This is a genomic window from Micromonospora sp. NPDC049201, assembly GCF_055586805.1.
Genome location: NZ_JBVJHM010000007.1, coordinates 1 through 14,597, shown reverse-complemented (window position 1 = coordinate 14,597; position 14,597 = coordinate 1). Strand labels below are relative to the sequence as shown.

At 74.5% G+C, this 14,597-nt stretch carries 6 protein-coding genes; 4 read left to right on the top strand and 2 right to left on the bottom strand.

Annotation, left to right across the window (positions count from 1 at the left end; translation table 11 throughout):
- Positions 1-134 precede the first annotated feature (134 nt).
- The 3 genes from ACZ6O5_RS16225 to ACZ6O5_RS16215 are packed head-to-tail and all read left to right on the top strand — an operon-like array spanning position 135 to position 7,581.
- Positions 135-1,151: a TauD/TfdA family dioxygenase gene (locus tag ACZ6O5_RS16225; RefSeq protein WP_465977908.1), complete on the top strand. Its 1,017-nt coding sequence runs from the start codon at positions 135-137 to the stop codon at positions 1,149-1,151.
- Positions 1,148-6,412, top strand: coding sequence for an amino acid adenylation domain-containing protein (locus ACZ6O5_RS16220; RefSeq protein WP_465977906.1), 5,265 nt, complete (start codon positions 1,148-1,150; stop codon positions 6,410-6,412). The genes ACZ6O5_RS16225 and ACZ6O5_RS16220 overlap by 4 nt, the downstream gene beginning before the upstream one ends.
- On the top strand, positions 6,409-7,581 hold the full coding sequence (locus tag ACZ6O5_RS16215; protein ID WP_465977904.1) for a trans-sulfuration enzyme family protein: 1,173 nt from the start codon (positions 6,409-6,411) through the stop codon (positions 7,579-7,581). Before ACZ6O5_RS16220 ends, ACZ6O5_RS16215 begins: the two co-directional genes overlap by 4 nt.
- Before the next feature lie 4 nt (positions 7,582-7,585).
- Here the strand turns inward: ACZ6O5_RS16215 and ACZ6O5_RS16210 are convergent, their stop codons facing one another.
- Positions 7,586-9,025, bottom strand: coding sequence for a cryptochrome/photolyase family protein (locus ACZ6O5_RS16210; RefSeq protein ID WP_465977902.1), 1,440 nt, complete (start codon positions 9,023-9,025; stop codon positions 7,586-7,588).
- Positions 9,026-9,077: 52 nt separating this feature from the next.
- Positions 9,078-9,635 carry a winged helix-turn-helix domain-containing protein gene (locus ACZ6O5_RS16205; protein ID WP_465977900.1) on the bottom strand — a complete coding sequence of 186 codons (558 nt, stop codon included), beginning with the start codon at positions 9,633-9,635 and terminating at the stop codon, positions 9,078-9,080.
- A gap of 256 nt (positions 9,636-9,891) precedes the next feature.
- Here ACZ6O5_RS16205 and ACZ6O5_RS16200 point away from each other — a divergent pair, with 256 nt between their 5' ends.
- Positions 9,892-14,289 (top strand): S8 family serine peptidase, encoded by a 4,398-nt coding sequence (locus ACZ6O5_RS16200; RefSeq protein ID WP_465977898.1) that lies wholly within the window; start codon positions 9,892-9,894, stop codon positions 14,287-14,289.
- Positions 14,290-14,597 lie beyond the last annotated feature (308 nt).

The window sequence follows — 14,597 nt, the reverse complement described above, 5'->3', positions numbered from 1 at the left end:
GTGGTGCCGCGTGAGCGCGAGGAGTGAGCCGGTCCTGCGAGCCCCGCAGTCGCGAACGAAAGGTGGTGCCGCGTGAGCGCGAGGAGTGAGCCGGTCCTGCGAGCCCCGCAGTCGCGAACGAAGGGTGGTGCCGCGTGAGCGCCCCGGGACCGCGGCGGCGCGGGAGCGGCGGTGTCACCGCGCCGGTGACCCGGCGCACGCTCGGCCCGGACGGCTTCGTGCTGCTGGTCGAGGCCGCCGTGCCCGACCTCGACCTGGCCGGCTGGCTCGCCGGGCGGCGGGCCGAGCTGCTGGCCGACCTGGACCGGCACGCGGCGGTGTTCTTCCGCGGCTTCGACGTGCGCAGCGCCGACGACTTCGGCCGGGCCGCCCGGGAGGTCGGCCCGGAGCTGCTCGGCTACCTGGAGCGGGCCGCGCCCCGGCACGAGGTGGCCGACCGGGTGTTCACCTCCACCGAGTTCAACGCGGCCCAGTGGATCCCGCTGCACCACGAGATGTCGTACTCGCACAACTGGCCGACGCACCTGTTCTTCCACTGCGCGCAGCCGGCCACCGGGGACGGCGGCGCGACCCCGCTGGCCGCCGAACGGGTGATCACCCCGCTGATCCCGGCCGAGGTGCGGGAGCGGTTCGACCGCGACGGCGTGCGCTACGTGCGCAACTACGGCCCGCACCTGGACCTGCCCTGGCAGGAGGCGTTCCAGACCACCGACCGGGCGGAGGTGGAGGCGTACTGCGCCGCGTCGGCGACGGAGTTCACCTGGCTGGGCGACGACGGCCTGCGGACCGTGGCGCGACGGCAGGCGACGGCCACCCATCCGCGGACCGGGGAGACGGTGTGGTTCAACCACGCCCACCTGTTCCACGTGTCGAACATGCCGCCCGAGGTGGCCGACGCGCTGAGACGCGAGTACGGCCCGGACGGGCTGCCGCGCAACGCGTACCACGGCGACGGCGAGCCGATCCCCGACGAGGTGGTCACCGGCATCCGTGAGCTGTACCGGCAGCACGCCCTGTCCGTGCCGTGGCGGCGCGGCGACGTGCTGGTGGTGGACAACTTCCTGGCCACCCACGGCCGGGAACCCTTCACCGGCGACCGGCAGATCCTGGTCGCCATGTCCGACCTCTACGTCAACCGGAGTGTGTGGTGAACGGATACCGTCTGTCCCCGGTCCAGCGACTGGCCTGGTCCGGCAAGCAGGATCTGGTGCGGGCCCGGGTCCGGCTCGACCGGCCGCTCGACCGGGCCCGGTTGCAGGCCGCCGTCGACGAGGTGGTGGCCCGGCACGAGGCGCTGCGGCTGACGCTGGTGCACCACCCCGGGCTGCGGGTGCCGTTGCAGGACGTGGACGACGACCGGACGGTCCCGGTCGGCGCGCAGGGCGAGCTGTCGGTCACGCTCACCGACGACGCGTTGGAGCTGGCCGCCACCCCGCTGATCGCCGACCCGGCCAGCCTGCGCCTGCTCCTCGCCGACCTGGCCCACGCGTACGCCGGCGAGCTGCCGCCGGCCGACCCGGAGGCGTTGCAGTTCCTCGACGTCACCGAGTGGCAGGTCGAGGAGCGCGACCAGGCGTCCCCGCCCGCGCCGGGCGCACCGGCCGCGCGGCTGGTCGAGCCACACGGCGACGATCCGGGCGCGACGGTCACCACCGCGTTGCCGGCCGCCGAGCTGGCCGCGACCGCCCGCGCCGCCGACGGCGACGTCGGGACGCTGCTGCTCGCCGCGTGGGCGCTCGCGGTGGCCCGCCGGGCCGAGGCGCCGGACGGGGCCGAGGAGACAGACCTGGTGCTGGCCCGCTGGCACGACGGCCGGCAGGCCGAGGGCACCGGCGGCGTGGTCGGCCCGCTGGGCGGCTACGGGCCGCTGCGGCTGGCGTTGCCGCTGCCGGCCGACCCGGCCGGGCTGCTGGCCGCCGTACGCGCCGCCGCGATCACCGCCGACGAGACGTTCCACCTGGTCGACCCGGTCGACGAGAGCACCGGCGCGGTGGCCGGCTTCGCGGTCGAGCCGACCGTCGCGCCGGCCGGCGTCGCCGCGCTCGGCGCGACAGCGGTGGAGGTGCCGGTCCCGCCCCCGCCCGCCGGGCCGCGACTCACCGTGCTTCCCGGGGACGAGGAGGTCGTTCTGCGGGTGACCGGCGGGCAGTGGCTGCTCGACTCGCTGGTGGCCGTGCTGCGCAGCCTGCCGGCCGCGCTGGCCGGGGACGCCCCGCTGGCCGTGCTCGGCGCCGGGGAGGCCGGCTGGCTGGCCGGGGCCGGCGGCACGGCGGGAGCCGCGCCGACGCGTACCCTCGTCGACCTGCTCGACGCGGGCCTGGCCGGGATGGCCGCCGGCGCCCCGGCGGTGGTGGCGGCCGACGGCGCGTACCCGGCCGGGGAGCTGGACGCGCGGGCCGCGCGGGTGGCCGCGGCGCTGGCCGCCCGCGGTCTGGCCGGCCGGCCGGTGGGCGTGCTGGCCGTCCGGTCCCGGGAGACCGTGGTGACGTTCCTCGGCGTGCTGCGGGCCGGCGCGGTGTTCGTGCCGCTCGACCCGGACGCCCCGCCGCCACGCCTGGCCGCGCAGCTCGCGGCGGTCGGCGCGGAGTGCGTGGTCGGCGACCGGGGCCCGGCGACCGTGTCGGTGGCCGAGCTGGTCGCGGCCGGCGGACCGCCGCCCGCGACCGCGCCGGCCCCGGCCGATCCGGCGTACGTCATCTTCACCTCCGGCTCCACCGGCACGCCCCGGCCGGTCCGGGTGTCGCACGCCGCCGCCGCGCACCTGACCGGCGCGCTGGAGTCCACCGTGTACGCGGACCGCGCGCCGGGCCTGCGGGTGGCGGTCAACGCGCCGCTGACGTTCGACGCCTCGGTGAAGCAGCTCGTGCAGCTCGCCCACGGCCGCGCCCTCTTCCTGGTGCCGGACGACGTGCGCCGCGACGGCGCCGCGCTCGCCGCCACGCTGGCCGGGCAGCGGGTGGACGTGCTCGATCTGACCCCTTCCCAGCTCCGTATCCTGCTCGCCGGCGCGGGCGACTCCCGGCTGCCCGGCCTGCTGCTGGTCGGTGGCGAGCCGGTGCCGGAGGACCTGTGGCACGCGGTGGCGACGCGGCCGGACGTCCACGCGGTCAACCTGTACGGCCCGACCGAGTGCACGGTGGACACCACGGCGGCGGAGATCCGCGCCGGGGACCCGCCGACGATCGGCCGGCCGCTGCCCGGCGTCGCGGTGCGGGTGCTGGACGAGCGGCTGCGTCCGGTGCCGCCGGGGGTGGCCGGGGAGCTGTGCGTCGCCGGTCCGCAGCTCGCCGACGGCTACCTCGGTGACGCGGCGGCGACCGCCCGCCGGTTCGTGGAGCTGCCGCTGCCCGACGGCGGCGTCGAGCGGGTCTACCGCACCGGCGACCGGGTGCGCTTCGACGCCGAGCGGCGGCTGCGCTACCTGGGCCGGCTCGACGACCAGGTGAAGATCCACGGTTTCCGGGTGGAGCCGGGCGAGGTGGCCGCCGTGCTGCGCGGCCACCCGGAGGTGGCCGACGCCGCGGTGGTCGCCCGCGACGACGACGGGTACGGCGACCGGTTGGTCGCCTACGTCCGGCCGCGGGCCGGCGTCGCGCTCGACCTCGACCGGGTGGCCGGCGTCAACCCGCACGAGACCCGCTACCTGTACGACGAGATCTTCGTGCAGCGGGTCTACCTGCGGGACGGGATCGTGCTGCGGCCCGGCGCGACGGTGCTCGACGTGGGCGCGAACATCGGCATGTTCTCGCTCTTCGTGCACCAGGTCTGCCCGGACGCGACGATCCACGCGTTCGAGCCGGTGCCGGCCGTGGCCGAGGTCCTGCGCCGCAACGTCGACGGGTTCGGCGTGCCGGCCACCGTGCACGCGTACGGGCTGTCGCGGGCGGCCGGCGAGGTCTCGTTCACCTACTACCCGGGCTACTCGATGATGTCCGGCCACGCCGCGTACGCCGACCCGGACGCCGAGATCGGGGTGATCAAGCGGTACCTGGCCAACGAGCGGGACGCCGGAGCGGGCGAGCGGGACCTGCTGCTCGACCGCGCGGACGAGCTGCTCGCCGAGCGTTTCGCCGGCCGGGAGCTGACCGTGCCGGTCCGGCCGCTGTCGGCGGTGCTGGACGAGCTGGCGCCGACCCGGATCGACCTGTTGAAGATCGACGTGCAGCGGGCCGAGGCGGACGTGCTGGCCGGCCTGGACGACCGGCACTGGCCGCTTGTCGCGCAGGTCGCCATGGAGGTGCACGACGCGCCGGGCACGGCGACCGCCGGCCGGCTGGCCGGGCTGGTGGCGTTGCTGGAGGCGCGGGGCTTCACCGTGGTCACCCGCCAGGACGACCTGCTGACCGGCACCGACCGGCACACGCTGCACGCGGTCCGCCCCGGGTACGCCGCCGCCGGGGGCGCGGTGGTGGACGCCGCGCCCGCCGCGGGGCGCGTCGCGCCGCCTCGGGAGTGGCTCGCGGAGCGGCTCCCGGCGCACCTGGTGCCGGCCGCGGTGGTGGTCCTCGACGAGCTGCCGTTGACCCGCAACGGCAAGCTGGACCGGGCCGCGCTGCCCGCGCCCCGGCTGGACCGGCCGGCCGGCGACCCGGCGGCGACACCTGCCAACCGGGCCGAGGAGATCCTGGTCGAGGCGTGGCGCGAGGTGCTCGGGGTGGCGTCGTTCGGCGTCACGGACAGCTTCTTCGCGCTCGGCGGCGACTCCATCCGCAGCATCCAGATGCAGGTGGCGGCGCAGAAGCGCGGGCTGTCGTTCCAGCTCAACGACATCTTCACGCACCAGACGATCCGGGACCTGGTCACGCACGGCCGGATCACACTGGACGGCGTGGCGCCCGAGCCGGCCGCCCACGACGGCCGGTTCTCGCTTGTCACCGCCGCCGACCGGGACCGGCTGCCGGACGGGCTGGCCGACGCGTACCCGATGACCGCGCTCCAGCTCGGCATGGTCTACCACGGTGAGCTGACCGGCGACCCGGCCGTCTACCACAACGTCACCGCGCACCGGGTCGCCGGGCCGCTGGACGTGGCGGCGCTGCGCCGGGCGCTGGCCACGCTGGTGGACGCCCACCCGGTGCTGCGGACCGGCTTCGCGCTCGGCACGTACGCCGAGCCGTTGCAGCTCGTGCACGCGCGGGTGCCGGTGGAGCTGCCGGTGACGGACCTGACCGGGGTGGACGCGCCGGCCCGGCAGGCCCGGATCGACGCGCTGGTCGCCGAGGAGCGCCGTCGCCCGTTCGACTGGGCCCGGCCGCCGTTGCTGCGGCTGCACGCGGTCCGCACCGACGCCGACGGGTTCACGCTGCTGGTCGCCGAGCACCACAGCGTCCTGGACGGCTGGAGCCTGCACCTGTTCCTGGCCGACCTGCTCGACGCGTACGACGGGGAGCGGGCCGGGGTGACCGCCGCCGCCGATCCAGGGCTGCCGTTCCGGGAGTACGTGGCCGCCGAGCGGGCGGCCCTGGCCGACGCGGCGACCCGACGGTTCTGGTTGGACGGCGCCGGCGCCGCGCCACCGCTGCTGCTCGGCGGCGCGCAGCCGCGGACCACCACCACCCAGCGGGTGCCGCTGCGGGCCGGCACCACCGAGCGGGTCGCCGAGGTCGCCCGGACGGCCGGGGTGCCGGTCAAGTCCTGGCTGTTCGCCGTGCACCTGCGCCTGATCGGCGAGCTGGCCGGGCGGGACGACGTGGTCAGCGGCCTGGTGGTCGGCGGCCGGCCGGAGGGTGAGGGCAGCGCCGCCACGCTCGGCCTGTTCCTCAACACGCTGCCGGTGCGCCTGGCGCTGGGCTCCCGGTCGGTGGCCGAGTTGGCCGCCGAGGCGTGGCGGGCCGAACGGGACCTGATGGGGCACCACCGCTTCCCGCTCGCCGAGATCGTCCGGGCCGGCGGCGCGGGGCCGCGCTTCGATCACTTCTTCAACTGGACGCACTTCCCGTCGCGTCCGGTCGACGGCGGCAGTCGCGTCGTGGACAGCCGGGGCGTCACCGTGGACGTGGCGTTCAGTCTCGCCGTCGACGCCGAGCTGGCCGACGGGCGGCTCGGGCTGATGGTGCAGTACGACCACCGGCACGTCCCGGCCGACCGGGTGGACGCGCTGGCCGACGGCTTCCGCCGGCTGCTGGCCGCCGATCCGGACGCGCCGCTGCCCCCGGTGGCCGGGGGCACGCCGGCGCCCGGCGACGACGCCCGGCAGGAGTGGGCCGACCGGGTGTCGGTGGCCTGGCAGGAGGTGCTCGGCACCGCGCCGCGTGACCCGGCGACCGGCTTCCTGGCCGCCGGTGGCGACTCGCTGCGCGCGCTGCGGCTGGTCACCCTGCTCCGGCAGCGCCACGGCAGCGACCTGACGCTGCCGGAGTTCACCGCGCTGGGCAGCTACCGGGCGCTGGTGGACCGGGTGGCGCGCGGATGACCGGCTTCGGCACCGCCGCGGTGCACGGCGACGACGGCCTGGTTCCCGGCGGGGCGGTCGCGCCGCCGATCGTGCAGAGCGCCACGTTCAGCGCCGAGTCCGACGAGCGGTTCACCGAGATCGCCACCGAGGCGCGGGGCAGCGCGTTCTACACCCGCTACGGCAACCCGAACCACGCGCAGGTGGCCGCCGTGGTGGCCGAGCTGGAGGGCGCGGAGACCGGGCTGGTCACCGCGTCCGGCATGGGCGCGATCAGCACTGTCGCGCTGGCCCTGCTCGCCGCCGGCGACCACGTGGTGGTGCAACGCAGCACCTACGGCGGCACCACCTCACTGGCCACCGGGCTGCTGCCCCGTTTCGGCGTCGGGTACACCCAGGTGGACCAGACCGACGCGGACGCGTTCACCCGGGCGCTGCGGCCGGAGACGCGGTTGGTGCTGGTGGAGACGCCGAGCAACCCGCTGCTGGAGCTGACCGACCTGGCCGCCGTGGTGACGTCCGCGCACGCGGCCGACGCGCTGGTGGTGGTGGACAACACGTTCGCCACGCCGGTCAACCAGCGCCCGCTGGCCGCCGGCGCGGACCTGGTCTGGCACAGCGCCACGAAGTTCCTCGGCGGGCACTCCGACGTGTCCGCCGGGGTGGTGGTCGGCGGCGCGGACCTGGTCGAGCGGGTGTGGCGGACGGCGATCGTCACCGGCGCCACGCTCGGCCCGGTCGACGCCTGGCTGCTGCTACGCGGCCTGCGGACGCTGCCGCTGCGGGTGCAGCGGCACAACGCCAACGCGCTCGCGCTGGCCGAGGCGTTGGCGGGTCACCCGGCGGTGGCCCGGGTCCGCTACCCGGGGCTGCCCTCGCATCCGCAGCACGCGCTGGCCCGCCGGCAGATGACCGGCTTCGGCGGCGTGCTCGGCGTCGAGCTGGCCGCCGGGCGGGCCGGTGCGGCGGCGCTGCTGGCCGGGCTGCGGCTGGCCAAGCGGGCGGCCAGCCTCGGCAGCGTCAGCACGCTGGTGGTGCACCCGCGTTCGATGTGGGCCGGCATCGTGGACCCCGAGCAGCTCGCCGCCGCCGGGATCGCCGACGGCCTGGTCCGCGTCTCCACCGGCATCGAGGACACCGCCGACCTGGTGGCCGACTTCCTGGCGGCGCTCGACGGGGCGCCGGCCTGACGACTCAGGGGGCCTCGTCGCCGCGCTTCTCCTCCTGGGCCAGCACCGCGTCGCGCCGCTGCGGGTCGGTGCGCGCGGCCAGGTCGGCGGCGAGCCGCGGGTCACCGGCGAGCCGTTCCCGGTTGCGGTGCAGGAACGCCTCGAACCCACCGGTGTACGGGCACGCGTCGTCGCCGAGCACCTGCTTCGGCACGTACCGGCAGCCGCCGCAGTGGTCGCCGATCCGGTTCAGGTGACCGCCGTCGAACGCCCACGGTTTGGTGTCGATGCGGGCCAGGTCGGCGTACTGGCTCATGCCGATGACGGTGGCGTTCATGACCCAGTCGGTGCCGTCGACGAAGCTGCGCCGGAACCAGTCGGCCAGCTCGGCGGCGCGCCAGCCGCGTTGCAGGCCGTAGTTGGCGAGCACGGTCAGCCGCGCGGTCTGGTGCGCCCAGCCGGTGTCCCGGACGCCGGCCAGCACGTCGGCCAGGCAGCGGGCCTCCACCGCGTCCGCGTCGAGCCGGTCGAACCACTCCGGCAACGGCCGGGTGGCGGCGAGCCAGTCGGCGCCCCGGAAGCGCGGATCGAAGTACCAGTAGAGCTGCCACAGGAACTCCCGCCAGCCGAACAGGCCGCGCACGAAGCGGTGCACCGCCGCCGGCGGCGCGGTCCCGGCGCGGCCGGCGCGCTCGGCGGCGCGGATCGCCGGTTCCGGGTCGAGCAGGCCGAGGTTGAACGAGGACGACAGCACGCTGTGCGCGAGCAGGCCGTCGGCGTCGCTGAGCACGCCCTCGCTGTCGGCGTACGCGGACAGCCGGTGGTCGAGGAAGTGCGCGAGCCGGGCCTGCGCCTCGGCGTGCGTGGCCGGGTAGCGGCGCGGGGCGTCCCGACCGACGAAGCGGATCCCCTCGGTCTGCCAACGGTCGAGGTCCCGGCGCACCGCCGCGTCGATGTCGTCCTCGACGATCGGCGGCGGTGGCGGCACGTCGGTCGGCGGCCGGCGACGGGACCGACCGGCCGGGGCGGGCAGGTCCGGCAGCACGTCGTGCCGGTCCCGCGCGTACCGGTAGAAGTCGGCCATCCGGAGCCGGCCCCGCCGCCGGTCGGCCCAGGCCGCGAAGTCGGCGCGGTCGGTCACGAAGCCGCGCGGCGGCAGCACGGCCAACCCGTCGACGGTACGCGCGAACGCGAGCGCCGCCCGCGACGACGGGTGCACCACCTCGGCCGGTTCACCCAGGTCGGTGAGGGCCGTCCGGAACGTGTCGGCGCGCACCAGCCGGGCCCGGTCGCCGAGTTCGGCGGCCCGGTGCCGCAGCGCCGACAGGATCAGGTGCGCCTTCTGCCGGTGCATCGGGCGGGCGGCGAACAGGGTTCGGCTCTCCACCAGCAGGACGCGTTGCGCGTCGTCGTCGAGGAAGTGGGGACCGAGCTGGTCCGCCAGGAGCCAACGCCAGCGTGCCATGTCCCGATACTGCCCTTTCTCGCCAAATGGAATCCTGTGTGGACGAGTCGCGTCATTCGCCCCGCACCCGGGGACCACGGTGGTCGGTGAGCCGCAGCCCGACGCCGCGGACCGCGACGATGGTGACGCCGGTGCCCAGCTCGCCGAGCTTACGGCGCAACCGCTTGACCAAGGACTGCACGTCGGCGCGGCGCTGGGTCGGCGCGTCGTGCCAGACCGCGTGGCGCAGCTCCGGGTAGCTCCACACGCGTACCGGCTCGGTGGTCAGGCAGGCCAGCAGGTCGCGCTCCAGCCGGGTCAGGGCGACCTCCCGGCCGGCCCAGCGGGCGGTGGACCGGGCCACGTCGATCACCAGCGCGCCGTCGGGCCGGGGGTCCCCCGCCGCCTCCGGATGCGTGGACGCCGGCCGCCGCCTACCATCCTCCTCGGGAGCGATCACCTCGCGCAGCTCGTCCAGGTCGGCGACCAGCAGCAGCGGTGCCACGCCGCCCAGCAGCTCGGTGAGCCGGAGCCGTTCGGCGGGCGACGGTGTCACGCCGATGACAAGCGAGAAGTGGTGCCCCGCCGGGTCGGTGCCGGGGGACGTCGCGTCCGGGTCGTCCGTCGTCACGCCGCCCCCCACCGTGACAGTGACTGTCAACCGGGTCACCGAGTCGGGGACCTGTTGGTGACAAGTTGCTTACGTACGGTCATTGATCGCCCGTTGGTGTCGATCATAGTGTCCACTCGGGTGGCCGGCGTAGACCCGCACGGCGCCCAGGGGGCCTGGGGGGTTTCTCAAACCGGTGTGACCAGTCGGGAGCGCAGTCTCCTGGCCCTTCTGTCGTGGCTCGATCAAGCGCGGGTCATCGGAGGAGGCAGCACCGATGCTGAGACGTCCACACCGAACGGGACTGGCCGGGCGGCTGGTGAGCGCGGGCACCGCCCTGCTGCTCGCCGCGACCGCGCTGGCCGCCACCGGCGCCCCGGCGCAGGCGCAGGCGCAGACCGGCGCCGGCGCGTCGGCCGGCGACAAGATCCGTCCCGAACTGACCCGGCAGCTCCAGGGCAAGAGCGAGGGCGACTTCTGGATCCACTTCGGCGACCAGGCCGACCTGGGCAAGGCCGGCGCGGTCAAGGACTGGAACCAGCGGGGCGCGGCGGTCGCCGCGGCCCTCAAGAAGACCGCCGCCGAGAGCCAGGCGAAGATCCGCGCCGAGCTGGACCGCTCGGGCACGAAGTACCAGACGTTCTGGGTCACCAACGCCATCAAGGTGACCGGCGGGTCGCTGACCATGGCGCAGAACTTCGCCGCCCACACCGAGGTGGACGGCATCTACGCGCCGGTGGAGTACAAGCTGCCGGAGACCACCCCGGGCACCGACCAGAAGTCGACGAACGCCCTGGAGTGGGGCATCGCCAACATCAACGCCGACGACGTCTGGTCCCAGTACGGCGTCAAGGGCGCCGGCATCACCGTGGCCAGCATCGACAGCGGTGTCCAGTTCGACCACCCGGCGCTGGTGAACGCGTACCGGGGCAACAACGGCGACGGCACGTTCGACCACAACTACAACTGGTACGACGCGGCCGGCGAGTGCGACGACGGGCCCTGCGACTCCGACGGGCACGGCACCCACACCATGGGCACCATGGCCGGCTCGGACGGCGCCAACCAGATCGGCGTCGCCCCCGAGGTCAAGTGGATCGCCGCGAACGGGTGCTGCCCGACCGACGCCGCGCTGATCTCCTCCGGCCAGTGGATGCTGGAGCCCACCGACCTGGCCGGCGAGAACCCGGACGCCAGCAAGCGGCCCAACATCATCAACAACTCGTGGGGCACCACGCAGCCGTCCAACGAGCCGTTCATGGAGGACGTCACCGACGCGTGGACCGCGTCCGGCATCTTCGGTGTCTGGTCCAACGGCAACAACGGCCCGGCCTGCCAGACCAGCGGGTCGCCGGGCAGCCTGGCCAGCAACTACTCGGCCGGCGCGTACGACATCAACAACAACATCGCCAGTTTCTCGTCCCGGGGCACCGGACAGAACGGCGAGATCAAGCCGAACATCTCCGCCCCCGGCGTCAACGTCCGCTCCAGCGTGCCGGACAACTCGTACGCCAGCATCAGCGGCACCTCGATGGCGGCGCCGCACCTGGCCGGCGCGATCGCGCTGCTCTGGTCCGCGGCGCCCACGCTCGTCGGTGACGTCGCCGCGACGCGCGCGCTGCTCGACGGCGCGGCGGTCGACAAGGCCGACACGCAGTGCGGCGGCACCGCGGGCGACAACAACGTCTACGGCGAGGGTCGCCTGGACGCGCTCGCGCTGCTCGCCGCCGCCCCGATCGGCGACAACGGCACGCTGGCCGGCAAGGTCACCGACGCGGCCGGCGCCGCGGTCGCCGGCGCGACGGTCACCCTGACCGGCGCGGCGGACCGGACGCTGACCACCGGCGCCGACGGCACCTACTCCTCGCTGCTGCCCGCCGGCGACTACCAGGTGGTGGTCTCCGCGTTCGGGTACGCGAGCCGCACGCTGACCGCGACCGTCACCAAGAACACGACCACCACGCTCGACGTGGTGCTCACCGCGGTGCCGAGCGTCACGGTCAGCGGGCAGGTCACCGACGGGTCGGGGCACGGCTGGCCGCTCTACGCGAAGGTGAGCGTGGCGGGCACGCCGATCTCGGACTACACCACGCCGGCCACCGGTCGCTACAGCCTGAAGGTGCCGGCCGGGTCGACCTACCGGCTCACGATCGAGCCGCAGTACGCCGGCTACCTGACGGTCACCAAGGAGGTCACGGTCGGCACCGGCAACCTGACCGCGAACGTCGCGGTGCCTGCGGACCCGGAGAAGTGCGCCACCGCCCCCGGCTACACGGTCAGCTCGGACGGCGAGTACGAGACGTTCGACGGCACCGGCGTGCCGGACGGCTGGTCGGTGGTGGACAACGCCGGCTCCGGCCAGGTCTGGGAGTTCACCGACGCCGGTGAGCGCGGCAACCTGACCGGCGGCAGCGGCCGTTTCGCCATCATCGACAGCGACAACTACGGCAACGGCGGGAGGCAGGACACCTCGCTGGTCAGCCCGGTGGTCGACCTGACCGGGGTGAGCACGCCGGTGATCCGGTTCAACCAGGACTACAACTGGCTGAACAGTGACCGCGCGGACGTCGACCTGAGCCTCGACGGCGGCACCACCTGGAGCAACGTGCTCCGGCAGGCGGCCGACGTACGCGGCAAGGTGACCGAGGTGCCGATCCCGCAGGCGGCGAACCAGTCGCAGGTGCGGGTCCGCTTCCACTACTACGACGCCAGTTGGGAGTGGTGGTGGGAGGTCGACAACGTGCTGATCGGCAGCAAGCTGGTCTGCAAGCCGGTCGACGGCGGCCTGGTGCTCGGCCACGTGCGCGACAAGAACGACAACAGCTACGTCAACGGCGCCACGGTGACCAGCAAGGACCGCCCGGCGGAGAAGGCCACCACGGTCGCCACCCCGGACGACACCGAGCTGCCCGACGGCTTCTACTGGATGTTCTCGTCGCTGACCGGCACGCACCCGTTCACCGCCAGCGCCGGCAACTACGTGAGCCAGACCAAGCAGGTCACGGTCGAGACGGACTGGGCCACCACGGCCACGTTCCAACTGGCCGCCGGCCGGCTCTCGGTGCAGCCGACGTCGCTGACCGGGACGGCCCGGATGCCCAGCGGCAAGGTCAGCAAGACGTTCACCGTCACCAACACCGGCGGCGCGCCGGTCGACGTCGAGTTCTCCGAGCGTGACGGCGGGTTCGTGCTGCAACGCGCCGACGGGTCCCGGCTCTCCGAGCAGGCGCTGCTCGGCTCGACCGGTGCGCCGGCGCAGCGGTTGACCGCGGCGACGTCGTTCGCGGCCCGCTCGTCCGGCAAGTCCTCGACGTCGGTCGCGTCGGCCGGTCCCCAGGCCGACCCGTGGACCGCCATCCCGGGCTACCCGGCGAACGTGATGGACAACCGGGTCGTCACCGTCGACGGCAAGGTCTACTCCATCGGTGGCGGCGACGGCACCACGTCCAGCGCGAAGAACTACCGGTACGACCCGATCGCGCAGACCTGGACCGCCATCGCCGACCTGCCCGGCGCCCGTACCGCCATGACGGTCGGCGTGATCGACGGCAAGATCGTCGCCACCGGCGGCTGGGGCGCCTCCGGCCCGGACGGCGCCACCTGGTCGTACGACCCGGCGGCGAACACCTGGACCGCGAAGGCGGGCAACCCGGCGCCCCGGTCGGCCGCCGGCCAGGCCGTCGCGGGCGGCAAGCTGTACGCGATCGGTGGCTGCACCACGGCGAGCTGCCTGCCGATGTCCAACTCGGTCGTCCGGTACGACCCGGGCGCCAACACCTGGGAGACGCTGCCCGCCTACCCGAAGTCGGTGGCGTTCCTGTCCTGCGGCGGGATCGACGGCACCGTCTACTGCACCGGCGGCAACGACGGCACGAACTCGCAGAAGGCCGGCTACGCGTTCGACCCGGGCGCCAACGCCTGGACCGCGATCGCCGACGCGCCGGCCGACAACTGGGCCGCCTCGTACGCGGTGGCGAACGGCAAGTTGCTGGTCGTCGGCGGGTCGCAGGGCGGCGCCATCACCAACGCCGGTTTCGCGTACGACCCGGCGACCAGTTCCTGGGCCAACCTGCCCAACGCCAACGCACCCCGCTACCGGGGCGGCGCGGCCTGCGGGTTCTACAAGGTCGGCGGCTCGTCGGGCGGCTTCACGGCCACCAAGGACAGCGAGGTCCTGCCCGGCTTCTCCGAGTGCGCCGAGGTGGCGGCCGACGTGAGCTGGCTGACCGTCGACAAGTCGAAGGTCACGCTGGCACCTGGCGCGACGGTCACGGTCACGGTCGGCATGACCGCGAACGTGGACCAGCCGGGCACGTACTCGGCGTCCATCATGATCAAGGAGAACACCCCGTACACGGTGGCGCCGGTGGCGGTCACCATGGTCGCGCAGCCGCCGACCACCTGGGGCAAGCTGTCCGGCACGGTCTCCGGCAAGAGCTGCCAGGGCGCCACCGCCCCGCTGCCGGGCGCGACCGTGCAGGTCGACTCCTGGGCGAGCTCCTACACGTTCACCACCGACGCCGACGGCCGGTACGCCTACTGGATGGACCGGCGCAACAACCCGCTCACGCTGATCGTCGCCAAGGACGGCTGGAAGCCCCAGACCCGCCCGACGAAGATCAACTCCACCACGCCCACCGTCGAGGACTTCACCCTCTCCCCCACCCGCTGCTGACCGCAGCATGACAGGAGCGGCCCGCCCAGTGCTCCGCACCGGGCGGGCCGCTCCCCGTCTGCCCGCCGATCGAGCACCACCACCCCACCCACCCCACCCACCCCACCCCCACCCGGCCCCCGCGGCCTGAGCGTTGATCAAGGAGTTTGCGTCTGCCGGGGCACCGGGACAGACGCAAACTCCTTGATCAACGAGGAGCGGGGTGGCGGGGGCCGGGGGATGCTCCTATAGAAGTCAAGGGGTGTTGAGGGTGGTGAAGTCAGCGAGGAGGGCGGTGTGGACCTCGCGGACGATGTAGCGCTTGAGGC

Excerpts from the sequence above, each read along its gene's own strand:
- ACZ6O5_RS16210 (WP_465977902.1), bottom strand. The coding sequence starts at position 9,025 with ATGGCACGCTGGCGTTGGCTCCTGGCGGACCAGCTCGGTCCCCACTTC.
- ACZ6O5_RS16215 (WP_465977904.1), top strand. The coding sequence starts at position 6,409 with ATGACCGGCTTCGGCACCGCCGCGGTGCACGGCGACGACGGCCTGGTT.
- ACZ6O5_RS16200 (WP_465977898.1), top strand. The coding sequence starts at position 9,892 with ATGCTGAGACGTCCACACCGAACGGGACTGGCCGGGCGGCTGGTGAGC.